The organism is Streptomyces sp. NPDC002076, from assembly GCF_053593835.1.
On the sequence record NZ_JBSFDI010000008.1, the window covers coordinates 13,154 to 34,708 of the forward strand.

Here is a 21,555-nt window from a genome sequence, read left to right on the forward strand (position 1 = left end):
TCGTCCGCCTGATGGGTCCGAGGCGGGACGGCGTCATGAGTTGCCCATCAGGCGACCGGACGGTTGGAGAATTCCTCGACGAGGTCAAGCGCCAGGTCTGCCAGGTCGGCCTCCACCTCGCGGGGGATCCGGTCGATGGGCATGTTCCCGTCGAGGATCTCGGGCACTCTGGTCGAGGCGATCACGTATGCCCAGTGGATACTCGAACGGCCACCGAGGATCCGTCCGCAAACCCAGTCCTGAAATCCACTCAGCGGTGAGCCCCCAAGAGCGGTGCAGAACCCCTCGATGAATGCCACCATCGTTGAGAACCGGTCGTCCATGAGATACATTCGGCGCCGATTTCGCAGGTGGAAGCAGAGTTCTTGGATGTCCATCAGCTACCCCAGGTCAGGCCGCGCGTCGAGACGAATGTATTGCCAGTAATCCCATTGTTGCCGATATGCATCCAGATCCATGCCTTCCGAACCAGTGAAAGCGTCGTACGCTCGACCGTCTTTGATCACCAGGAAGTGATTGTGCCACTGGCCATGGGGGTCGCGTTTGGACGGGCCGAGTCTTGCTCCCAAGGAGTCCTTCATTTCGTAGATCTCACCGCCGACCTTGCCCTTGATGACCTCGGCACATTCCAGGCAGTTGCTCTGGGTGGGAACGGGCCAGCCGTTCGAGTTGATCTGGGGACTTCCTGAACGGGGCGTTCCCTCAGCCTCCCGCAGGGCTTGTCCGAGACCGTCGTTGAATCGGCTGATGCCATCGGTGATTCCGTAGATCCCCGCGCCCGCTATCCCGGTACCGACGACGATCGCGGGTGCACCCTCAAGGCAGCCGATGATGGTCAGGCACAGGCCTCCGCCCGCGACGTCGATCGAGGCGCCCGAACCGACGCCGATCATGCCGGCTCCCGTCTCCAACAGGCCCTTCCAGATGTCGGAGTTACCGAGGATGGCCTGACCGTAGTCGCCGATCGTGTTGACGGTGTCCTTGAGCCAGCCCGGTACCCAACTGCCGTCGTCCTCCTGTTGGCTCTGTTGCTTCTGTTCCTCGTACCACCGCCGCAACTGCGCCTGCGCCTGCTGCCGCTTGACGACTTCTGCACGGAACGCCTCGTCTTCCGCATGTTGGGCAGCGGTGGCGTCCTTGCCTGCGGCCAAGGCCGAGGCACGTGCCTGCTGAGCCGATGTCCAGGCCGAGTCGGCGGAGCCGCGTGCGGCGGTGGCCGAGTACTGGGCCTGAGCGGCGGAGGTGACGGCCGCGGCGGCTGCGTTCTCGGCGTCCTGCTGGGCGTTGCGGGCCGTCTTGGCCGAGGCGGCGGCGTCCTTGGCGGACTGTTCGGCCTGCGTGGCATAGCCGTCGGCCTGTGTGGCGTACTTCTTGGCGTCCTTGGCCGCCTGGTCGGCCTGCTTGGCGTAGTCGGCGGCTTCGTCTGCGGCCTTGGCCGCGGTGGCTGCTGCCTTGCCCGCCTCGGCCGCGTTCTTCTGCGCGGTAGCGGCCACGCCCGCGGCCTGTGCGATGAGCTGCTGGATCTGGGCTTCGTGCGTGGCGCCGAGCTGGTCCTGGCGCTGCGCCTTGTACTGGCCGACGGTGATGAAGAGGTGGAGGAGGTCGGAGGGCCCTTCCAGGGCGATCCTCGCCGCGGCCTTCACCTCCGGGCCGCTGCTGCTGTTCTTGGGGTCGGCGAGCTGGGCGGCGCGGACGCGTTCGTCCTGGGTGCGCTCCTGGGTGTCGTCGGTGGTGATGAACTGGCGCAGGGCATCCGCCGTGTCGGTGTTCAGCGCGGTGCGGCCGGCCTGCTGTTCGATCGGGCCGGCGCCTGCGATGGTCCGGGCGATGTACAGGCGCATGTCCTGCTTCATGGCCTCGTACTGGCCGGTGGCGAGGAACGCGCTCACCGTGGCAGCGTCGCCGTCGAGGGCCTTGGCGGCAGCCGCGCGAACGTCGGCCGAGCCAGCTGCCTCCGCGAGGTGTTCGACGTCCTGGCGGTCGTCCTGAGCGCTCGCGTCCTGACGGCCGGTGCGGATGTAGTCGGTCACGTCCTGGTCGGAGCCAGCCAGGGCCACGAGGGCTGCGGACTGGCTCCACGAGCGGCCGGTCTTCACGGTCGCCAGGGCCACCTTGCGGGCTTCGGGGGCGATCTGCGCGGGGTCCGCGCCGGGCTGGGCCGCCTGGTCGGCGAGCTTGGCCGCCTGGGCCTGCAGGTCCTTTGCCTGCTGCGTGGCCGCCTGCTGGGCCGCGGTGCGCTGGTCCTCCTGGGCCTTGAGGTCCTGGGCGTGGTCGATAGCCTCGTTGGTACGCGCGGTCAACTGCTCGGCGTCGATGCGGACTGCCAGGTCGTGGACCTTCTGGGCCTTGGCGACCGCGGCGCTGGCGGCGTCGGCGTCCTTCTTGGCCGCCTTGGCGTGCTCGGCGGACTGCTTGGCGGCGGTGGCCGCCTGTCCGGCGTGGGCGGCGGCGTCGTCGGCCGCCTTGGCCGCGTTCTCGGCATGCGTGGCGGCGTCGTTCGCCGCGTCACGCGCCTCACCGGCATCGGAGGCGGCCTCGTTCGCCAGGGATTCGGCGGCGGCGGCGGCACGGCTCGCTTCCCGGGCGTGCCGGTGCGCGCTGGCCGCGGCGTTCGCGGCTTCGGCGGAGTGGGCGCCGGCCTCGTCGGCCAGCGTGTTGGCCTGGTCGGCCGCGTTCGCGGCATCGGTGGCGTCACTGCCGGCGCCGCTGGCCGCCTTTGCCGCGTCGGCGGCCTGGGCGGCGGCGGTGTGGGCCGAGTCGGCGGCCTGGGCGGCGGCGTGAGCGCCGGCCGCAGCGTCGCGGGCCTGCTGGGCGGCCTTGCGGGCGGCGCCTGCCTGGCCGGCATCGATGGCCGCGTTCGCGGCGGCGTCGCGGGCCTGTGAGGCGGCCTGGGCGGCACCGTCGGCGGCAGCGGCGGCGGCGGAGGCGGCATTGGCGGCGACCCTCGCCGCATTGGTGGCGGCGTTGGCCGCGTCGATCGCCGTCTGCGCGGCGGTGGCGGCCTGCTTCGCCGCGCTCGCCGCGCGGGCAGCCGCGGCGGCCGCGTGCTGGGTGTCCTTGTGCGCGGCCTCGGTCTCGGCCTCGGCCTTCTGCGCCGCTGCCTTCGCCAGCTTCGCCGCGGTCACCGCTCGGGCCGAGGCGTCCTTGGCGGCCTGGGTCTGCTGCCCGGCCAGCTTGCCCGCCTTGGCCGCCTGATCGGCGAGCTGCGCGATCGTGGCGTGCTCCTGGTCGTGGGCACGGGACACATACTGCCCGACCTGCAGGAACTCGTGAATGTCCTCGGCGGTGCCGTTGATCGCGATACGGCCGGCCGCCTGGACGTTCGGCCCGCCGGCCGCGATGATCTGGGCGACCTCGACCCGCTCGTCCTGTTCCCGGTCGTAGTACTGGTCGTTGTCGAGGAACTTCTTGATGTCCTCGGGGGTGCCGTTGAGCGCGGCGCGTCCCGCCTTCTGCACTTCCGGGCCGCCCGCGTCGATGATCTGGGCGACGCGGACCCGCTGGTCCTGCTGCAGCGGTGCCTTCCAGCCGTCCTTCAGGAACGCCTTCAGGTCGTCCGGCGTCCCGTCGAGTGCTTTGCGGGCGGCATCCTGGAGGCTGAGGCCGCCGACGCTGGCGAACTGGGCGGCGGCCACCCGCTCGTCCTGGACGGCGATGTCGGAGGCCTGGGAGAGGAAGTTCTTGACGTCGTCGTCACTGCCGACGAGAGCGACCTCGGCGGCGGCCCGCACGCCGGGGCCGCCCGTTTCCCACAGGCGTACCACCTTGGCGCGGTCGGTGTCCGGGAGGGCACCGGAGATGCCGGTGTCCGTGGGGGTGGTGCCGTCGGCTCTGGCCGGGGAGGGTGCGGGTCCCAGCAGGCCCAGGACGAGCGCGCTGGGCAGCAGGCCCAGGCACAGCACGCGAATCGCGCGCTGGGCCCCTGCCGCCACGCGCCCCGGGCGTCGTGGATATGTCACTGCGGACTCGATTCGTTCTTTCGGTTGGGGGGATGCACCGCTTGTCCCTGCCGGCGGTGCCGTTGGTCGTCGGCTCCGGGGCAGCGCGGTGCCAGGGGGCGGCTCGCCGGTCGTCCGCGAGCCGTCCCTCAGAAGGCCGTGTCCGGGTGTGTCAGTTGGCCGGTGCGAGTTGGATTTCGGTGTGGAGGCCGTTGGCGTCGACGCCGGTGAAGTAGCTGAGGTGGCCGTCGTTCCAGCGGACGAGGATGTCGTTGGCGGTGGTGTTGGTGCTGAAGGCGCCGACGGTGATGGCGGCCGCGTTGACCCAGTACGACTTGGCCGGCCTGACCTTGATCTCGCCGGGCAGGGCCTTGCCGGTCATGCCGGGGTAGATGGTGGTCTCGCCGTCGATCCAGCGCACCAGCAGGTCGTCGGTGGTCTTGCCGGTGAAGGAGCCGGTGGCGAGTTTCTCGGCGTAGGGCCAGGTGTTGTTCTTGGCGACGGTCTGGGTCTGCCTCTTCAGCCCGTTGGCCGCCAGGTCGCTGAAGACGGAGACGTGACCGTCCTTCCAGGCCACCAGCAGGTCGTCGCGCAGGCCGTTCGCGGTGAAGCGGCCCGCGGTCAGCTGCTGGGCGTCGTTCTGCCATTCGGCGGTGTGGGGCTGGGCGAGCTGCTTCTCGCCGTGGAAGCCCTTGGCGTCGACGGATGTGTAGAGGGTCATCTCGCCGTCGGACCAGCGCACCACGACCGCGTCGGTGCTACCGCCGGTGTTGGCGCTGGTCACGTTGACGGCGTGGGTCCAGATGCTCTTTGCGGGCTGCAGCTGGTGTTCGGCGATGAAGGGGCGGGTGGGGTCGTTGCCGTAGCCGCCCTGGTAGAGGGTGACCTTGCCGTCGTCCCAGACGACGATCAGGTCCGTGTGGCGGGTGCCGTTCGCGGAGTCACCGGTGTAGTAGCCGGCCGTGATCTGCACCGCGTGCTTCCACGGGGCGGCCGCGAAGACGGGGGCGTAGGCGACCTGCTGCACCCAGGAGGCCAGGTCGTCGACGCGGGCGGCCACCGCGCCGGTACGGGTCTCGGCCGGATCGCTGCCCAGACAACCGCCCTGCCAGGACAGACTGCTGACACCCACAACCGCTCCGGTGGCGCTCAGCACCGGGCCGCCGGTGTCGCCCTTGCAGATCGCGGCGCCGTCGGACTTGCCGGCCAGGTCAAGGGTGGTGGCGGCGGTGTCCTGGACGCTGAAGGCAGCCGCGTGGACCTGGTCGGGCACCCACTCGTCGTGGGTACGCCCGAACCCGGCGGCCTGGACCTCGTCCCCGGCGGCCGACGAGGCGCCGGCCACCGGGAGGGGGGTGATACCACTGACGGGCTTGGCCAGTTGGGCCATCACCACGTCCCGGTCCGTGCGCGGCACCAGGTTCACCACCTGCTGGGCGCCGCCACCGATGGTGGCGGTCGTCTTCAGCTTCGGCGCGCCGGACGCGAGCGTCCCGCCCGGGGTGTCGGTGAAGCAGCTCGCGGCCGTCAGCAGCCACTGCGGGGCCACCAGAGTGCCCGAACAGCCGCGCTGGCCACCGACATCCAGGCGGGCGGTGGCGGCCGAGACCGTGGCAGAAGCGGTCGGGCCGGACACGGCGGTGGCGGGTGCGGCGGTCAGGGCGGCGGCCAGGGAGGTGGCGGCGATCAGGCCGCCGGTCCACGCGGTGCGCGGACGAAAGCCAGACATGAAGGTTCCTTGCTGTCGTGCGAGAAGGGGTGGGAGAGGCAGCGGAAGGCGGGGCCGGTCAGCCGGTGACCCGCAGTTCCAGCAGCACGGCCGGTGCACCACCGGCCGCGCCCTCGCCCACGCTCTGATAGCCGTTCTTGTCCACGGTCACCGTCTTCACCGGCGCCGAAGGATCCGCCTGCGGCCTCAGGTCCGCGCTGATCGGATGGTCGGCGGTCTCCAGCGCGAACACCCGCGGCAGTTCCAGCGTGAGATACCCCGACTTCGTGGAAGCCTTGAAGCAGTAGGAGCCCTGCGAATCCCCGCTCTGCCCCTGCACAGTCAGGACCTTGATCTGCTGAGCCGAGTCGTCGCACTTGGCGAGGGTGATGTGCCCGTCGCCCTTGATCAGCTTGATGCCCTGGTCCCGCTGGATCTGATCCGCGTTCGGGTAGGCGTAGTCCTCCACCGCGGACGGCGGCGTGGCCCCGGCAGTTCCCCCTGTCGGCTGCGGGTCGGCGGACGCGAGCATCGGCGCGCCCGCCAGCGCCAGAAAGACAGCAACCCCCGCGACGGGGAGCATCCTGCGCATACGAGGAGTCACCCGAATTCCTTTCCAGGCCCGGGCGACGGCATGACGAAATAACATCTGCAGCCCCCCGTGCACACAGACGTAAAGCAAAAATAAGTGGTCGAGTGCGACCCTAAAGCGGAGTCAGATACGAAACAACGTGACCATCACCATAGGAGCTCCATGGAACCTCCATAGGGCATGCACAGTCGGGAGGAGGCATACGGCATCCAGGCCGCCATCGACGGCGCCACTGCCCCCCAAACCACCGAACGCGCCTCTGTGCCGGAACTGCCGGCTCCCCCGAGGCCGGAACTTCCGCTCCCGCCCAAACCCATCGCCCGTGCCACCGCGCCGCCCCACCAACTATCGCCTGCCAGAAAACCGCTGGAGTCCGCCGCGCCCCGCGACTGCCCTCACTGCCGGCAGCCCATCAGCATCATCGCGCTGCTGGCCCCCCCTGAAGCTGCCCGTCCGGCACTGCCACCCCGTCCCGACGTCATCTCCATGCGGAGACTGCCGTGTCCTCGACTTTTGAACGGCTGGCCGACGACCTCGTCATCCGCACCCACGGGGACGGCATCCAGGCCTGGGCTACCGCGGCTCTGATCGAGCACAAAGGGCGGTTCCTCCTGATCGAGAAGCCCACCGGCCGTCTGGGGGGCGCCTGTATTCCGGCCTCACCGAGGATCTCGGTAGCCATCTCCCGGTGATCTCCGGCCGCGGCAGCACCACCTCCTCGCGCTCCAGCAACTCAGTCAACTCCCCGATCAGCTACCGCAGTTCCTCGATACGGGCGCGGGCCGTCACCTCCCGCGCGTCCGGTTCCTCAAACAACGGGCCCATCGCGCTCCAACGTTCTGACGACGCCGTAGGAGACACCCGCTCAGGCCGCTTCTGAGGAGCCGTGTTTCTAGCCGTGAACCACAGGCGAATCCTGCACTCACAGACACTCCAGGTGCCATCATGAAGACGAACGGTGCAGGTAGGAGCCACGCATGCCTCTCTGCCCAAGCCAGTCGCCGGCCAGGATCAGTCGGTTCCGGCGGTAGACGTAGAAGCCCTGCTGGTCGAGCCACCCCTGTGGTCCTGCGGCTCTGTCGTACTCCTCCGGAGTGAGCCGGTGAGCGCTGGGGAGAATGAACGCCTCGACCCGTACGGAACTGCCATCGAGAGGCAGTTCCTCGGTGGGGAGCCGCTGCACCGAGGGGTGATTGCCCATGAACGGGTCCCAGGGTTCCACGGGGGTCCCGGACACTCGCAGGTTCCGGCGTCGGCTCCCCGTGAGGAAGCGGGCGAAGACCATTCCGAGGTGCGATGCAGTTGCGCAGGTGACGTGCAGGACACGCTCCATTACGCCCTGAGCCCGGAGACGAAAGTGTCACGCAGCAAGGCTGCCGCGAAGTCCGAGTCGGCTGCTGCCGCAGTAGAGCAGAGCATGCAGCCTGGACCTGTCGGCGTTGACCAGATTCCTTCAACGTCAAGAACACGGATTGCCCCCGTGACGTCTGCTACGGGAACGCCATGCGTCGCGGCGACGTTCTCGGCAACACTCTTGATGAGTGTCGGGGGGAACGCCGACATGCGGAGGGGCTTGCGTTTGATTTTTTCGGCCCATATCAGGGACTCCCGGAAGCTCTGCCATACCAGGGCCTGGAGTTGTGGTGCATCGCAGAGCGAATCAAAGTCGGGCGGATCGAAAACATCCTGTTGCCGCTGCAGGATTTGCGCCAGGCGCAATGCTGTGTCATCGCCGTCCCCGCCATGACTGCGGTGGATCTCACTCATCTCATGGCGGACCAGTTTCCTCCACCACTCCAGCCACTGGACGGCCAGCAATTCCCGATCCAAGGACTGCGGGATATCCATACATACGGGCTGTTCGATGAGGGCCGATGGTACGGCCTCTGACGCTGGGACCGGTAGAGCTGCAGCATCGCGAATGAACAGCGCCGCATGAAGCATCTCTGAGGTACCTTCAGCAAACTGCCACGATGGCCCGCTGGCGTAATGCACGGTGTGTAACCTCCCTTAGCGAGGGCAGGCTCCTCCCTGCTATTTCTTGCCCTTCTCGTCGTTCTCCTTGAAGCAAACGACGAATGATCCTCCTGGGCCCAGCTGGGTGAGCGAGCCGGTCGTGCCTGGGACGTCGGAGCACGAGAAGGTATCGACGACTCCGTCCTTGTCCATCTTCAGGACCTTGTAGTCGGCGTGCGGGTCAGTGCAGTCGAGCTTCTTGGTCTTCGCTTCCTTGTCCGTCCCGATGTTCTGGAAGCAGTCACCGGCCTTGAGTGTCGCGGACTGGTCCTTCGCATCGTGCGGGCCCAAGATCACGAACGCCACCAGACCCGCTATGACGAGGACCAGGGCGAGGAAGATCAGGCGGTTGCGCCGTATCTGCTCCGGAGTGTACGAGGCTTTCATGCCGCCCTGGAGCGGTATTTGAGACACGGGCAGTTCCTCAGACAGTGGGGGCGAAGGCGACCACGAATCTAACCCACCTGCATGCACTGGCCGTTCGCCGCCCCCGGTTGGTCCTGCCCGTCAACATCGAAGGCTGCTTTCGACGGGCACAGGGACAGGACTGCAGCAGTGCGAGCCCGCGAGCCTCCACCAACTTGAAGCGGCGGGTTAACGGGCTGGTCCGATCGCCCTCCGAGGTGCTCGCACTGGTCCTGGGCGGCAGGCTGCGGAGTAGATCGTCCGTCAGCCGGCGGGGATTGTGCTACGTCCAACGAGTGAGGTCGTAGACGGCTTCACAGTTCGGGTCCCGTGCGTCCGGCACCAGGTGCACAGCGAGAGTGGTTGGCTCGTCAGGGGTGAGGATGGCATTGAGTTTGGTCGAGGCCCACCATCCCGTCGAACGGGGCTTGCCCGTTTCCTCATCGACAACGGCCAAATCGACACCGATCGTGCGTGGAGAGTACGGAAGTGCCAGGTATACGCGGACGCGGTCTTCCGTCATAAGGTCGAAGCCGATGAGCTGGTACAGCTCAGGAGCGGGACTGTGCTGACTGTGCCAGGCAGGGTCAGCGAGGAGATCGCCGATCACGTAGTCGAGGCTGTCGTCAGCGGTCGTCTCGGTTGCGGCGGGAATCACCCCGTCGGCGATCAGAGTTTCGCCGTCGACCACCTGCGCCTCATGCCCTTCAGTAGAGAGTCGGCCGTTGGTCACGGCCCAGCGGGCGGCATGTCGGAGGGCTCTCACGTACCACCAGGTGGGAATCGGCACTGCCTCGTCAGGGCGGCTCACGGGAAGGGCGAGCGTCATCCAGCAACTCCCGTCACGCATCCGATGGTCACGGGCTGGTTCTACGTCAGGTAGCCCCTTCCGATCCGGGCGGGGCCCGTCACCGAAGCTGCGAATCCAAGCGGGGGGGCTGATGCCAGGCAGCCAGGCGCTGAGCAGCTGCGCGGCGGGCCGGTAGATCGACAATCGGGCCCCGGACCTCTCGTCCGGGGCCCTTTGTGTGAGTGGCGTCGGCGCAGTCGCACGGCGGAGTCGCGCGGCCGGGTGCGTCTCAGTCCTCCACGGCCCTCCGGACGCGCCGGGACGGAGCGAAGGCGTACAGGTCGAGGATGTCGGGCGGTTCGGCGAGACCCGGTCCGCCCGCCCGTACCCACGCGGTGATGTCGGCAGTCGCGTCGGGGTCGTTGACCAGGCCGAGCCAGACCGGCCGCCCTCCTGCCGCCCGGCCGGCCGGGGACGGCTGTACGACGATGACGTTGGCCTGCTCGCAGGCGTCGAGGCAGTTCACCGCCCGCACCTGGGCAACCGCTCCGAGCTCGGCCTTCAGCGTGGCGAGTTGGGCCGCGTGGTCGACGCCGGGAATCCTGTCCGTGCCGCAGCAGCAGCCCCGGCACACGGTCACCGTGCACCGGGGCGCCGCCGCCCGGGCGGGAGGCTTGCGGCGGCTCACTCGGCGGCCCGCCGCCAGGCCGCCTCGCGCAGCAGCCGGAGGCCGTTGAGGCCGACGACGACGGTGGAGCCCTCGTGGCCCGCGACGCCGAGCGGCAGCGGCAGGGCGCCGGCCAGGTCCCAGACCACCAGGCCGGCGATGAACACCGCGGCGATCACCAGGTTCTGCACCACGAGGGCGCGGGCGCGCCGGGACAGGGAGATCACGGCGGGGACGGTGGCCAGTTCGTCGCGGACGATCACGAGGTCGGCGGTCTCCAGCGCCAGGTCCGAGCCCGCCCGGCCCATGGCGACCCCGGTGTGCGCGGCGGCCAGCGCGGGGGCGTCGTTGACGCCGTCACCGACCACCATCACCTTGCGGCCGGACTTCTCCAATTCCCGGACCGCGTCCACTTTGTGCTGGGGCAGCAGTCCGGCACGGACGTCCTCGATGCCGACCTCGGCCGCGAGGCGGGCGGCGGCGCGCGGGTTGTCACCGGTCACCAGCAGCGGCGCGGCGCCGGTGAGGGTCGTCAGGGAGGAGACGGTCGCGGCGGCGTCGGCGCGCAGCCGGTCGGCGATGCCCAGCAGGCCCACGGGCACACCGTCCGCCATGACCAGCACCGCGGTCCGCCCGCCCTCCTCCAACCCACCGGCGAGGGCGGCGGCACGCGCGGACGCGGCGTCCGTCGCGCCGCCGAGGAGCCGCGCCGGAGCCCCGACCGCGACCACCCGCCCGTCGACAGCCGCGGTCACTCCGACGCCGGGTGTGGAGTCGAAGTCCTCCGCCACCGCGAGAGCGAGTCCGCGCTCGCGTGCCGCGGCCACCACGGCCCGGGCCAGCGGGTGTTCACTCGGGTGCTCGGCCCCGGCCGCCAGCGCCAGCAGCTCCGCCTCGTCCAGACCGGAGCCGGTCAGCGGCCGTACGTCGGTGAGGCGCGGCGTGCCCTCGGTCAGCGTCCCGGTCTTGTCGAGCGCCACCGCGTCGACCTCGCCCAGCCGCTCCATCACCACCGCGGACTTGACCAGCACCCCGTGCCGGCCGGCGTTCGCGATCGCCGACAGCAGCGGGGGCATGGTCGCCAGGACGACCGCGCAGGGCGACGCCACGATCATGAAGGTCATCGCCCTCAGGAGGGAGCCGGTGAGGTCCGCGCCGAAGGCGAGCGGCAGCAGGAACACGGCGAGGGTCGCCGCCACCATGCCCAGCGAGTACCGCTGTTCGACCTTCTCGATGAACAGCTGGGTGGGCGCCTTGGTCTGCGACGCCTCCTCCACCATCCGCACGATCCGGGCGATCACCGTGTCGGAGGCGCCGCGCTCGACGCGGACGCGCAGGGCACCGGTGCCGTTGAGGGTGCCCGCGAAGACCTCGTCGTCCTTCTCCTTGGCCACGGGCAGCGGTTCGCCGGTGATGGTCGCCTGGTCGACCTCGCTCGCCCCGTCGAGCACCCGCCCGTCGGCGCCGATGCGCTCGCCGGGCCGCACGAGGACGACATCGCCGACGGACAGCTCCTCGACGGTCACGACGGCTTCGTCGCCGTCCGCGTCGACGCGGGTGGCGGTGGCCGGCGCCAGGTCGAGCAGCCCCCGCACCGAGTCGGCCGTACGCGCGGTGGCCAGCGCCTCCAGTGCCCCCGACGTGGCAAAGATGACGATCAGCAGCGCCCCGTCCATCACCTGCCCGATCGCCGCCGCCCCGAGCGCGGCGACGACCATCAGCAGGTCGACGTCGAGGGTCTTCTCCCGCAGCGCCTGCAGACCCGCCCAGCCCGGCTCCCAGCCGCCGGCCGCATAGGTGAGCGCGTACAGCGGCCCCCACGCCCACGCCGGTGCACCGGTCAGCTGCAACGGGAGCGCGAGCAGGAACAGGACCGTGGCCGCGGCCGCCCAGCGCGCCTCGGGCAGCGCGAAGACGCGGGTGCGCCGCCGGGGCGCGCCGTCAGCGCGTGCGCCGGCGGTGCGGACGGCCGGTTCCGGAACGAGGGTGGAGGTCATCGGAGGGGCGGTCCTTCACAAAGGCGCGACGGAACGACGAGATCGCGGGCAGCTCAGGGCAGCCGCCACTCCCCTACTGTACAGGATCACATGAAGACTCATTCATGCGTTCATGAATGGTTCTCCGTAGGATGAAGGACATGGGCCATCGAGCTGACGCCACCAAGACCAAAGCCACCGCGCGTGAGCGTCTGGAGACCGTGGGCGCCGCCGATGTGGCCGCCACCCTCCAGGCACTGGCCACGCCCTCCCGGCTGCGGATCCTGGCCCGTCTCCAGGAAGGCCCGTGCGCGGCGACGGAACTCGCCGACGCCGTCGGCATGGAGCAGTCCGCCTGCTCCCACCAGCTCCGGCTGCTGCGCAACCTCGGCCTGGTCACCGGCGAGCGCCGGGGCCGCTCGGTCATCTACGCCCTCTACGACAACCACGTCGCCGAACTCCTGGAACAGGCCCTCTACCACGTAGAGCACCTGCGCCTCGGCCTGCGCGACGCCCCGGCCGATACCCCTGCCGATACCCCTGCCGAGACTCCGGCCGATACCCCGGCCGCCGTGACGGCCGGGGCACGCTGAGCGCCCCGTGCAGCAGCGGCAGGAACGCCGCTCCGCTCACCACCGGCCCGTACCCGATCGCCCGCGGTCCGGCGTACCGCCGCGCATGCCCGCCGCCGCGGCGGGTACGACCCCTCCCGTACGGGGGTGTCGCGGAAGCGGCCGAAGAGCGAGGGGTGTCGAAGTGATTCGAAAGCTGCAGGCGGTCGCGCTGGACTGCGCCGATCCGGTACGGCTCGCGGAGTTCTACGCGGACCTGCTCGGCGGGCGGGTGGTCGCGGATCCGGAGGATCCCGGCTGGGTCGAGGTGCACGGGTTCGAGGGGACGCCGCTGGCCTGCCAGCGGGTGGACGGCTACCGAGCGCCCGAATGGCCCGGCCAGGAGCGCCCGCAGCAGCTCCACCTGGACTTCGACGTGGACGACCTCGACGGCGAGGAGAAGCGGGCACTCGCCCTCGGCGCGACCGTGCTGGAGCGGACGGACCAGCTCCGCCCGGAGGCCAACTGGCGGATCTACGCGGACCCGGCAGGCCATCCGTTCTGCCTCTGCCTCCACTGAGCCCGCCGGGCCATCGCGGTGGCAGCAAGGTCGCACTCAGGGCCCGGCACGAGGACGACATCCCGATCCTGCAGGCCGAGCTGTACGGCGACGTGGTCAACTCCTCGCGGGCCCAAGGCGTCCTGTCGCGGCAAGGGCCACGGCACCGACGTGGTCGCGGTGCTGTGCCACTGCGGTTTCGTCGTGCGCGGCCTGCAGCGGCTGCAGATCGAGACGCTGTCGGACAACGCCGCGATGCTGCGCTCCCCCGAGCGCAACGGCTTCGTCCGCGAGGGCGTGCTGCGCTCCTCGGCCTGGGTGATGGGCGAGTTCCTGGACGAGGTGTTGCTCGGGGGCTCGTCCAGGACTGGGAGCCGGGCTCGAAGGACTGAGGCTGTCCCACCGCTCGAAAACCGGTGGAGCGGCGCCGCTGTGCGCCATTACCGTGCTGCCGAACCAAGTCGTCTGGTCAAGGACGTGCCGTTGTACACCCTGTGAGACCTCCCGAGAGCTGATCGGTCGCGCGTCGCACCTGTGCGCCGCGCCGCTTTTTGCTGCGGACTTCTCACTGAAACCGGTGTGCTTCTGTGCTCAACACCTGGGTGGTCGCGCCCACCTGCCTGCCGCTCGTCCTCCGCCGTTGCCACGCGTGCGCGTCCGAGCGCTTCCGGGCGAACGGCAGATTTCGCGTCAACGCCAACCACAAGCTCCTCGACGCCTGGCTCCTCGTGCTCTGTACCGTTTGCGGGGAAACCGCAAAGCTGACGGTTCTGGAGCGGATGAACGTGCGCTCCGTACGACCTGAGCTGCTGGACCGGCTGCATGGCAACGACCCCGGCCTCGCAGCCGAGTTGCTCCAGGATCCGGCCGTGCGGCGCCGTAATCGCATCGCCCTCGACTGGGCGGACGCCTGGCGCCTCGACACCGGCGGATCGGATCACCTGGACCGCGAGGTGATCGACGTCTCGGTCCGCTTCGCGGCGCGGATTCCTGTCCGGCCGGTGCGACTGATCGCCGAAGGCTGCGGTCTTTCGCGGGCCGAGGTCGAGGGACTGATCACGGAGGGGAAGCTCGTTTCGGCGGTCCGGCTGAGCGGCAAGCTCTCCGGCGACTTCACCTTCACGCTCAAGCGCTGAGCCTTCCTCGGGACCACGGGCCTGTCCGGCGGGACCCGCCGGACAGGACTCCGGATTCCGTAGGGTGCCCCGCATGAGCGACGAAGGCCCGGCCTGTCCCGAGTGCAGCCTGCCCATGAGGTTCGGCGGCTTCGTCCTCGCCACGCGCGAGGACGATGCCCGGCGGACCTGCCGGACGCTGTGGAGGTGTACCGGTCGGCATGTCTGGTGGCGCTGGGCCGACCGGCCGGATGAGCCGCTGGAGATCTGCCCGGTGCCGGAGCTGTTCCGCTGACATCCACCGCCGGCGCCGCCGGATGGGGCAACGGCGCCCGGTCTCCGTGCCCGGACGAGCGCGGCGTGTGTTCGCCCTGGGCGACACATCGCCGGTGACAGCGCGCGGGCGGCAACGGGCCGCACGGCCGGCCCGAGCTGGTCGCCGATCGGCTGGGGCTGGCGCTGCGTCTCGACGGGGAGGGCGGCACAGGCTGCACCACTTGCGGCACACAACCAGGCGGACCTGCTGGAGCCGTAGGGGCCGACGGCTGCTCGCCCATGGCCCCAACAGTTCCGCCAGCAGGCTTCCCTGTGGATCGCTCGCCCCGAGGCCGCGCCCGGGAATGCGCCCTCCGCAGATCCGCGTCCGGCGTGCCTACACCTCGATGTGTGAGCCCATGATGACGGTGCGGTCGCGGGGCAGGCCGAAGTACTCGGCGGCGTCGGCCGTGATGTAGGAGGTGGCGATGAACAGGCGCTTGCGCCAGGGGGCCATCGTCGGGGCCTTTCCGCGCCGCAGCTCGATCTTCGACAGGAAGTAGGACGCCTGGTCGAGGTGCAGCGGCCCTTCGGTCCGGGACGGGTCGAGCATGGCGAGGGTGCCGGGCACGTCCGGTGTCTCCATGTAGCCGAACCGCGCGGTGACATGGATGATCCCGTCGTCGGCGTAGCCGAGGTCGTCGACGACGATCCGCTGGTCGGCCGGGACGCGGGGCACGGGTTCGGTCGCCAGGGAGAGGATGACGACCTGGTCGTGCCGTACGTGGTTGTGCTCGACGTTGGCCCGCATGGCCAACGGTGCCGTCTGCTTGCCCCGGTTGAGGAAGACGGCCGTACCCGGGATCCGGCGCGTCGGCACCTTCCCCGAGCGGAGGTCGTCGATGAACTCGGGCAGCGGGCCCTCCAGCCGTGCCCGCTCGGCGGTGACGAGTTCGCGGCCGCGCTGCCAGGTCGTCATGACGGTGAACACGGTCAGGCCGATCAGCAGCGGCAGCCACGCGCCGTGGACGAGCTTGGTCAGGTTGGCCGCCACGAACAGCAGGTCCACGAAGAGCAGCACGGTCGCGCCGATGACGATCAGCCACAGGGGCGTACGCCACTTGGCGCGGGCGACGTAGAAGAACAGCAGGGTGGTGATGGTGATGGTGCCGGTGACCGCCATGCCGAACGCGAAGGCGAGCGCCGTGGAGCTGCGGAAGGCGAAGACCAGGGTGAGGACCGAGACCATGAGCAGCCAGTTGATCCAGGGGACGTAGATCTGGCCGATGGTGGATTCCGAGGTGTGCGCGATCCGCAGCCTCGGCAGGTAGCCGAGCTGGGCGGCCTGGGAGGTGACCGAGTACGCGCCGGTGATCACCGCCTGGGAGGCGATGACGGTGGCCGCCGTGGCCAGCACGACCATCGGCCACTGTCCCCAGGCGGGCACGAGCAGGAAGAAGGGGCTGCTGATGTTGTGCGGGTCGGCGAGGATCAGGGCGCCCTGGCCGAAGTAGCTCAGGATGCACGCGGGGAAGACGAGGAACAGCCAGGCGCGGGTGATCGAGCGGCGGCCGAAGTGCCCCATGTCCGCGTACAGCGCCTCGGCGCCGGTGACCGCGAGCACGACCGCGGCCAGCGCGAAGAAGGCGGTGCCGAAATGACCGACCAGAAAGCCCACGGCGTACGTCGGTGACAGCGCCCGGAGGATGTCCGGGTGGTCGGCGATGCCGGCGATGCCGCACGCGCCGATGGCCGCGAACCAGGCGATCATGACCGGCCCGAACACCCGGCCCACCGCCGCGGTTCCCCGGCGCTGCACCACGAACAGCACCACGATGATCACCGCGGTGATGGGTACGACCGCGCCGCCCAGCGACGGCTGGACGACCTTGAGCCCCTCGACCGCGGACAGCACCGAGATCGCCGGGGTGATCATGCTGTCGCCGAAGAACAGCGACGCGCCGAAGATGCCCAGCGCGGCCAGCACGGCCGCGGCCCGCCCGTCCCGCTGCGATCCCCACCGCCGCAGCAGGGTGATCAGCGCCATGATGCCGCCCTCGCCCTCGTTGTCGGCACGCATGGCCAGCAGCACATAGGTGACCAGGACGATGATCACGACCGACCAGAACACCAGGGACACCACGCCGTAGACGTTCTCGGTGCTGACCGGGACGGGGTGCGGGTCGCTCGGGTTGAACACGGTCTGGAGGGTGTAGATCGGGCTGGTGCCGATGTCGCCGAAGACCACGCCGAGGGCACCGATCACCAGCGCGAGGCGCACCGATTCGCGGGCGCTCGCCCGAGGGGTCTGGGGCGAGTGCGGTACGGCTCCGTCGTCCGACGCGGTTCCCCGCCGGGGTCCGGCCATGGTGCTCCTCCTCCGTGCGGGCCACTGAACTGCAGGCCAGGGCATCGGGGCGGACGATACCCACCCCATGGCGCAACCTCCGGCAGGGGCGCCGTTTCGTCTCGAGCGGCGCGCGGCGTCCGATGTGCGAGGTCCCTGTCGTTACGGAAGTATCGGTAGGGGCGCCACGCACCCGGCGTCGTACCGGAGCACTCTCATGACGAAGCGCAACACGGACAGGTCCTCGACTCCCACGCGACCGGCGACCCGGCAGGCCCCGGACCGAGGAGGGGCCGCCGGCGACTGGGGGCTTCTGCTGGTGCGGCTGGCCTTCGGACTGTTCATGGCCGGACACGGCTCTCAGAAGCTCTTCGGCCTGTTCGGGGGCCCTGGTCTGACGGCCACCGGCAAGGGGTTCGCCGGTCTGGGCTTCCGCCCGGGGAAGGTGTACGCGGTGATCGGCGGTCTCTCCGAGTTCCTCGGCGGGCTCGGCCTGGCCGCGGGGCTTCTCACGCCCCTCGCGGCCGCCGCCCTGATCGGCACGATGATCAACGCCATGGCGACCGTCACGGGGGCCCACGGCCTGTGGGACGTGAAAGGTGGCGTGGAGTACAACGTCTGCATCGCCGTCGTCGCCCTGGCCGTGGCGGCGATCGGGCCGGGCCGCCTGGCCCTCGACCGGTTCTTCCCCTGGGGCAGGGGCGGCTGGCTCGAAGCCGGCTTCGCGTTGGGGCTCGGAGGCGTCGCCGCCGCGATCACGCTGAGCCTGTGAGAATTACGCGAACACCGGCGGCCGAGGTCTGTGCCGGCCCCGAATCACACTCCCGCATTCAGTACGGAAAAGTGCCCTGGCGCATCAACATGTGGGCAAGTGCCTGTATGGACGGCCATATTCAGGGCATCGCGGACGGCGGTGTAACACCGTAGTGCGGGCGGAACGCAGAAGCAGGAAGAAGCCGGGAGCCGACCCGGCTGGATTTCGGCGCCCTGGCACGAGTGCGCCGATACGGCCATCACGCCAGAACGTCAGATCGGATTCTTCCTGTGAACAACATCGGCCCGACCCCCGGATACCAGGCATACGACCAGCCCTCGGGCCCGGACGGCCCTGTGCGCCGCCGGGACACCACACGGCGTACGGCCGTCGTCATCTGCACGATCGCCGACACCGCGGCGGGACTGCTGGGCCTGTGGGTCCTGTTGTTCCTGCTCGACGCGAACCGCGCGAATATCTTCGTCGAATTCGTGCGGGGCACGGCGGACTGGCTGTCCTGGTGGTCACAGGACATTTTCACGATGCACGCAGAGGGTCTACGCGTTGCCCTCAATTACGGTCTCCCGGCCGTCATGTATCTGCTGATCGGCCACGGGATCGCTGCCCGGCTCAACCGAGCCTGACAGTTGACCGGCCGCTTTATCGATCACCATGAAACTGGGCCGACGATGACACACAGCTCGTCCGAAAACGATCGCCTGCCGATCTATGAGGACCTGATACGCGAACGCGGTGACGTCGTCGCCGAAGCTCAACTCGCCGCGGAACACACGCACCACCGGGCAGCGGAATTGCTGACCGGACGGGATACGGGTCGACGGGCCCGTCGGCCGGACGACGCCGGCCCCGGAGCCGCTGCGGCCGGTCGGCCGGAGTGGCGCGGGTCGCCGCCGTAGCCGAACCGGGGAAAGCAGACCGCCGGGACGAAGGCCGCGCTTCCACCCGGCTGGGCTCACGCTGTCACACCCTGGACATATCCGGAATGCCAGTCATGAGAGCTCTCGGTACGTTCATCGAAGGTCGGTCGTCCGGGCCGACGTCCGTGAGACAGAGAGAAGTGACATGGCCCCGCGTACTTTTGCTGTGATCGGCGCCGGAGTAGGTGCGACCGTCCTTGCCGCCGCCGGCATCACCTTCGCCACGACCGCCGGATCCGCCCCGGCATCCCCGTCCGCCCACCGGGCTGCCCACCCGGCGGCTCATCCGGTGGCGCATCCGGCCCACCGGGCGGCCCCTCCTGCCCATCCGGCGGCCCAGCCCGTCCAACAGGCCGCTCCTGCCGCGGCTTCCGCGAACGACACGAAAGCAAGCGGAGAGATGAACGAAGGCCGCGGCGGGAACGAAGGCCGCGGCGGACGCGACGGCGGTGGACGCGACGGCGGCGGCGGACGTGGCCGCGGTCATTGGGACGGCGGGAGGATCTTCTTCAACGAACGTACCTACTCCGCCTCCGCCGAAGGATGCATCACCGCGGCCAGCGGACTGGGGGCCAGCAGCTTCAGCGTTTTCAACGACAGCCACCGGACCATCGAGGTCTTCAGGGGCTTCAACTGTGACAACGGGGCTCCGGTCGCCGTCGTGGGTCCCCACGGGGAGACCAGTGGCGTGGTGACGAGTACCTTCCACGAGGGCCTGTTCGATCGCGAGGGCCTGTTCAACTTCGGTGACGACAGCGTCGTGGGCAGCTTCCGGGTGGTCTGCGACGACGAGTGGTGACAGCGCCGCCCGCCGCCTGACGCACAGGACCGGGCCGGTGGCGGAACCTTGACGGATTCGTGACGCGGGTGACCGCATCCATCCGGCCACCGCCGGTGTCCTCCCCGGTGTCCGTACCGTTGTGAGGAATGGAGTGCCATGGAAGGCACCGTGGTGGCGGTCGTCGTGGTGGCGCTGTTGGCGCTGCTCGTGCTCAAGAGCGGTATGCGGGTGGTCAACCAGGTGGAGCGCGGGGTCGTGTTCCGGTGGGGCAAGGCCCTGCCGGGCTACCGGCAGCCGGGCATCACCTTCCTGATCCCCTTCGCCGACCGTATGCGCAAGGTCAACGTGCAGGTCGTGACCATGCCCGTGCCCACCCAGGAGGGCATCACCAAGGACAACGTGTCCGTGAAGGTCGACGCGGTCGTCTACTTCCGGGTCACCGACCCGGCCCGCGCGGCCATCGAGGTGCAGGACTACGTCTTCGCCGTCGGCCAGGTCGCCCAGTCCTCCCTGCGGTCCATCATCGGAAAGAGCGATCTGGACGACCTGTTGAGTGACCGGGAGCGGCTGCACGAAGGGCTCGCTCTGATGATCGACAGCCCGGCCGCCGGGTGGGGCGTTCACATCGACCGCGTCGAGATCAAGGACGTACAGCTGCCCGAGTCGCTGAAGCGGTCCATGTCCCGGCAGGCCGAGGCCGAGCGGGAGCGGCGGGCCCGGGTCATCACCGCCGACGGTGAGTTCCAGGCCGCACAGCAGCTCGCCAACGCCTCCAGGATCATGTCCGACAGCCCGGAGGCCATGCAGCTGCGGCTCCTCCAGACGGTCGTCGAGGTCGCCGCCGAGAAGAACTCGACCCTTGTGATGCCCTTCCCGGTCGAGCTGTTGCGCTACTTCGACCGGGCGGCGCAGAAGATCGGCGCCGACCTCAGCGTGCCTGGGCAGCAGCAGGCTCCCGCCCCGGCTGCGGAGAGCGCCGAGCAGCCGTAGCGAGCGCCAGTGTCACAGCCACCGAGCCCGCCGCCATCACGGTCATCCCGGCGGCGGGCGAGGTGAGTTGGGCCACCGCGCCGGCCAGCGCGGCGCTCACGCCCTGCATGGTCAGCATGCCGGACGAGTGCAGGCCCAGGGCCTGCCCGGCCAGCTCCCCCGGGGTCAGCTCCATCAGCCGCTCCTGCTGGACCAGGCTCGCACCGAAGCCCACGGAGGCGACCGTCACGCACACCGCCGCCACCGGCAGCGGCGGGTGCGCGCAGAACACCAGGTACGGCGTCGCCAGCAGAAGCAGCAGGGGCGTGGCCAGGCGGCGGCGTACCGCGGGCGGCAGCAGCCGGCCCACCGTCACATCGCCGGCGAACATGCCGAACGCCCCGCAGGCGAACAGGGTGCCGGCGGCGTGCGGCGCGTACGACACGTACAGGGACTCGCAGCCGACGACCAGGCCGTTGGGCAGCCACAGGCCCAGATAGGTGAGGCGGCGCGGACGGGACGACCACAGCAGGGCGTTGCTGCGCCAGGTGGCCGACGGGGAGGGGCGGCCCCCGCTCCGGGGCGGGCGAGCCGTCAGGCCGAGGCGCAGGGCGAGCGCGGCCAGCAGGTACAGCGCCGCCGACAGCAGCAGGCACACGCGCGGGGAGAGCGTGCCGAGCAGGGCGCCGCCGGTGGCGAACCCGGCGATCTGCATCAGCCCGCTCATCATGTTGAACAGCGAACGCCCCGGCAGATAGCCGTCCTTGGCGAGGATCTCGTTCAGCAGGCCCCAGCGGACCCCGCCGCCCAGGGAGGCCACGAGGCCCAGCAGCAGGAGGACGCCGAAGACCGCGCCGACCGGTAGACCGGGCACCGCCTGCACCGCCGTACCGGCCGCGAAGGCCAGTGCGATCACGGACAGTGCCGTACGCGGGGGCAGCCGGTCGGCGCCGGACAGCAGGACGGTCGCGCCCAGCACCTGGGCGAGCGACGGGCCGAACATGCTCACCGCCGACAGCAGCGGCGAGCCGGTGGCCCGGTACACGAGCGTGCCCAGGGCCAGCCCGCCCACTGTCTGCGCGGCGGTCTGCGCGGCCGAGCCGAGAAAGAGCGGGGTGAACTCCGGGGTGCGGAACAGGGATCGATAGCTGGACATGCCGGGCAGTCTCGGCGGGGCACGGACCGGCCCGTTAT

The 21,555-nt window shown here is 69.9% G+C and carries 21 protein-coding genes and 1 pseudogene; 10 read left to right on the forward strand and 12 right to left on the reverse strand.

Features of this window, described 5'->3' with window-relative positions:
• Window positions 1-47: 47 nt before the first annotated feature.
• From ACWCQS_RS18395 to ACWCQS_RS18410, 4 genes are all read right to left on the reverse strand, one after another.
• Window positions 48-323, reverse strand: coding sequence for a hypothetical protein (locus tag ACWCQS_RS18395; protein ID WP_451005363.1), 276 nt, complete (start codon window positions 321-323; stop codon window positions 48-50).
• 57 nt (window positions 324-380) lie between these two features.
• Complete coding sequence (locus tag ACWCQS_RS18400) at window positions 381-3,932, reverse strand: ALF repeat-containing protein (RefSeq protein ID WP_451005364.1); 3,552 nt, start codon at window positions 3,930-3,932, stop codon at window positions 381-383.
• A gap of 178 nt (window positions 3,933-4,110) precedes the next feature.
• A complete protein-coding gene (locus tag ACWCQS_RS18405) occupies window positions 4,111-5,667 on the reverse strand; it encodes a S1 family peptidase (RefSeq protein ID WP_451005365.1) in 1,557 nt (518 codons plus the stop codon).
• Window positions 5,668-5,725: 58 nt separating this feature from the next.
• The gene (locus tag ACWCQS_RS18410) at window positions 5,726-6,250 is read right to left on the reverse strand and encodes a hypothetical protein (RefSeq protein WP_451005366.1); all 525 of its coding nucleotides are present in this window, start codon (window positions 6,248-6,250) and stop codon (window positions 5,726-5,728) included.
• 488 nt (window positions 6,251-6,738) lie between these two features.
• Here ACWCQS_RS18410 and ACWCQS_RS18415 point away from each other — a divergent pair, with 488 nt between their 5' ends.
• Window positions 6,739-6,930 (forward strand): hypothetical protein, encoded by a 192-nt coding sequence (locus ACWCQS_RS18415; RefSeq protein ID WP_451005367.1) that lies wholly within the window; start codon window positions 6,739-6,741, stop codon window positions 6,928-6,930.
• 251 nt (window positions 6,931-7,181) lie between these two features.
• Here the strand turns inward: ACWCQS_RS18415 and ACWCQS_RS18420 are convergent, their stop codons facing one another.
• The 6 genes from ACWCQS_RS18420 to ACWCQS_RS18445 form a co-directional block, all read right to left on the reverse strand.
• Window positions 7,182-7,475: a hypothetical protein gene (locus ACWCQS_RS18420; RefSeq protein WP_451005368.1), complete on the reverse strand. Its 294-nt coding sequence runs from the start codon at window positions 7,473-7,475 to the stop codon at window positions 7,182-7,184.
• Window positions 7,476-7,570: 95 nt separating this feature from the next.
• The gene (locus ACWCQS_RS18425; protein ID WP_451005369.1) at window positions 7,571-8,233 is read right to left on the reverse strand and encodes a hypothetical protein; all 663 of its coding nucleotides are present in this window, start codon (window positions 8,231-8,233) and stop codon (window positions 7,571-7,573) included.
• A gap of 39 nt (window positions 8,234-8,272) precedes the next feature.
• The gene (locus ACWCQS_RS18430; protein WP_451005370.1) at window positions 8,273-8,668 is read right to left on the reverse strand and encodes an LppU/SCO3897 family protein; all 396 of its coding nucleotides are present in this window, start codon (window positions 8,666-8,668) and stop codon (window positions 8,273-8,275) included.
• Window positions 8,669-8,942: 274 nt separating this feature from the next.
• Complete coding sequence (locus tag ACWCQS_RS18435) at window positions 8,943-9,488, reverse strand: hypothetical protein (RefSeq protein ID WP_451005371.1); 546 nt, start codon at window positions 9,486-9,488, stop codon at window positions 8,943-8,945.
• Between the two features lie 250 nt (window positions 9,489-9,738).
• Entirely contained in the window at window positions 9,739-10,137 is a 399-nt protein-coding gene (locus tag ACWCQS_RS18440) for a (2Fe-2S) ferredoxin domain-containing protein (protein WP_451005372.1), read from the reverse strand.
• The gene (locus tag ACWCQS_RS18445) at window positions 10,134-12,113 is read right to left on the reverse strand and encodes a heavy metal translocating P-type ATPase (protein ID WP_451005373.1); all 1,980 of its coding nucleotides are present in this window, start codon (window positions 12,111-12,113) and stop codon (window positions 10,134-10,136) included. The genes ACWCQS_RS18440 and ACWCQS_RS18445 overlap by 4 nt, the downstream gene beginning before the upstream one ends.
• A gap of 140 nt (window positions 12,114-12,253) precedes the next feature.
• On the opposite strand from ACWCQS_RS18445, the gene ACWCQS_RS18450 reads away from it, so the two are divergent.
• The 5 genes and pseudogenes from ACWCQS_RS18450 to ACWCQS_RS18470 all read left to right on the forward strand — a co-directional run bounded on the left by ACWCQS_RS18450 (window position 12,254) and on the right by ACWCQS_RS18470 (window position 14,612).
• Window positions 12,254-12,685 carry an ArsR/SmtB family transcription factor gene (locus ACWCQS_RS18450; RefSeq protein ID WP_451005374.1) on the forward strand — a complete coding sequence of 144 codons (432 nt, stop codon included), beginning with the start codon at window positions 12,254-12,256 and terminating at the stop codon, window positions 12,683-12,685.
• A gap of 163 nt (window positions 12,686-12,848) precedes the next feature.
• Entirely contained in the window at window positions 12,849-13,223 is a 375-nt protein-coding gene (locus ACWCQS_RS18455) for a VOC family protein (protein WP_389169790.1), read from the forward strand.
• A pseudogene (locus ACWCQS_RS18460) lies at window positions 13,220-13,594 on the forward strand (GNAT family N-acetyltransferase). The gene ACWCQS_RS18455 and the pseudogene ACWCQS_RS18460 overlap by 4 nt, the downstream one beginning before the upstream one ends.
• Window positions 13,595-13,789: 195 nt before the next feature.
• Entirely contained in the window at window positions 13,790-14,338 is a 549-nt protein-coding gene (locus tag ACWCQS_RS18465) for a DUF1062 domain-containing protein (protein ID WP_451005375.1), read from the forward strand.
• A 73-nt stretch (window positions 14,339-14,411) separates the two neighbouring features.
• Window positions 14,412-14,612, forward strand: a complete 201-nt coding sequence (locus tag ACWCQS_RS18470) for a dehydrogenase (protein WP_451005376.1) — start codon at window positions 14,412-14,414, stop codon at window positions 14,610-14,612.
• A gap of 357 nt (window positions 14,613-14,969) precedes the next feature.
• Here the strand turns inward: ACWCQS_RS18470 and ACWCQS_RS18475 are convergent, their stop codons facing one another.
• Complete coding sequence (locus ACWCQS_RS18475; protein WP_451005377.1) at window positions 14,970-16,940, reverse strand: potassium transporter Kup; 1,971 nt, start codon at window positions 16,938-16,940, stop codon at window positions 14,970-14,972.
• Window positions 16,941-17,136: 196 nt separating this feature from the next.
• On the opposite strand from ACWCQS_RS18475, the gene ACWCQS_RS18480 reads away from it, so the two are divergent.
• From ACWCQS_RS18480 to ACWCQS_RS18495, 4 genes are all read left to right on the forward strand, one after another.
• Window positions 17,137-17,691: a DoxX family protein gene (locus ACWCQS_RS18480; RefSeq protein WP_451005378.1), complete on the forward strand. Its 555-nt coding sequence runs from the start codon at window positions 17,137-17,139 to the stop codon at window positions 17,689-17,691.
• A 272-nt stretch (window positions 17,692-17,963) separates the two neighbouring features.
• Entirely contained in the window at window positions 17,964-18,317 is a 354-nt protein-coding gene (locus ACWCQS_RS18485) for a hypothetical protein (protein WP_451005379.1), read from the forward strand.
• A gap of 583 nt (window positions 18,318-18,900) precedes the next feature.
• Window positions 18,901-19,410, forward strand: coding sequence for a hypothetical protein (locus tag ACWCQS_RS18490; RefSeq protein ID WP_451005380.1), 510 nt, complete (start codon window positions 18,901-18,903; stop codon window positions 19,408-19,410).
• Window positions 19,411-19,548: 138 nt separating this feature from the next.
• Window positions 19,549-20,382 carry a slipin family protein gene (locus tag ACWCQS_RS18495; protein WP_451005381.1) on the forward strand — a complete coding sequence of 278 codons (834 nt, stop codon included), beginning with the start codon at window positions 19,549-19,551 and terminating at the stop codon, window positions 20,380-20,382.
• Here ACWCQS_RS18495 and ACWCQS_RS18500 read toward each other — a convergent pair.
• A complete protein-coding gene (locus tag ACWCQS_RS18500) occupies window positions 20,321-21,517 on the reverse strand; it encodes an MFS transporter (protein WP_451005382.1) in 1,197 nt (398 codons plus the stop codon). The genes ACWCQS_RS18495 and ACWCQS_RS18500 overlap by 62 nt on opposite strands.
• Window positions 21,518-21,555 lie beyond the last annotated feature (38 nt).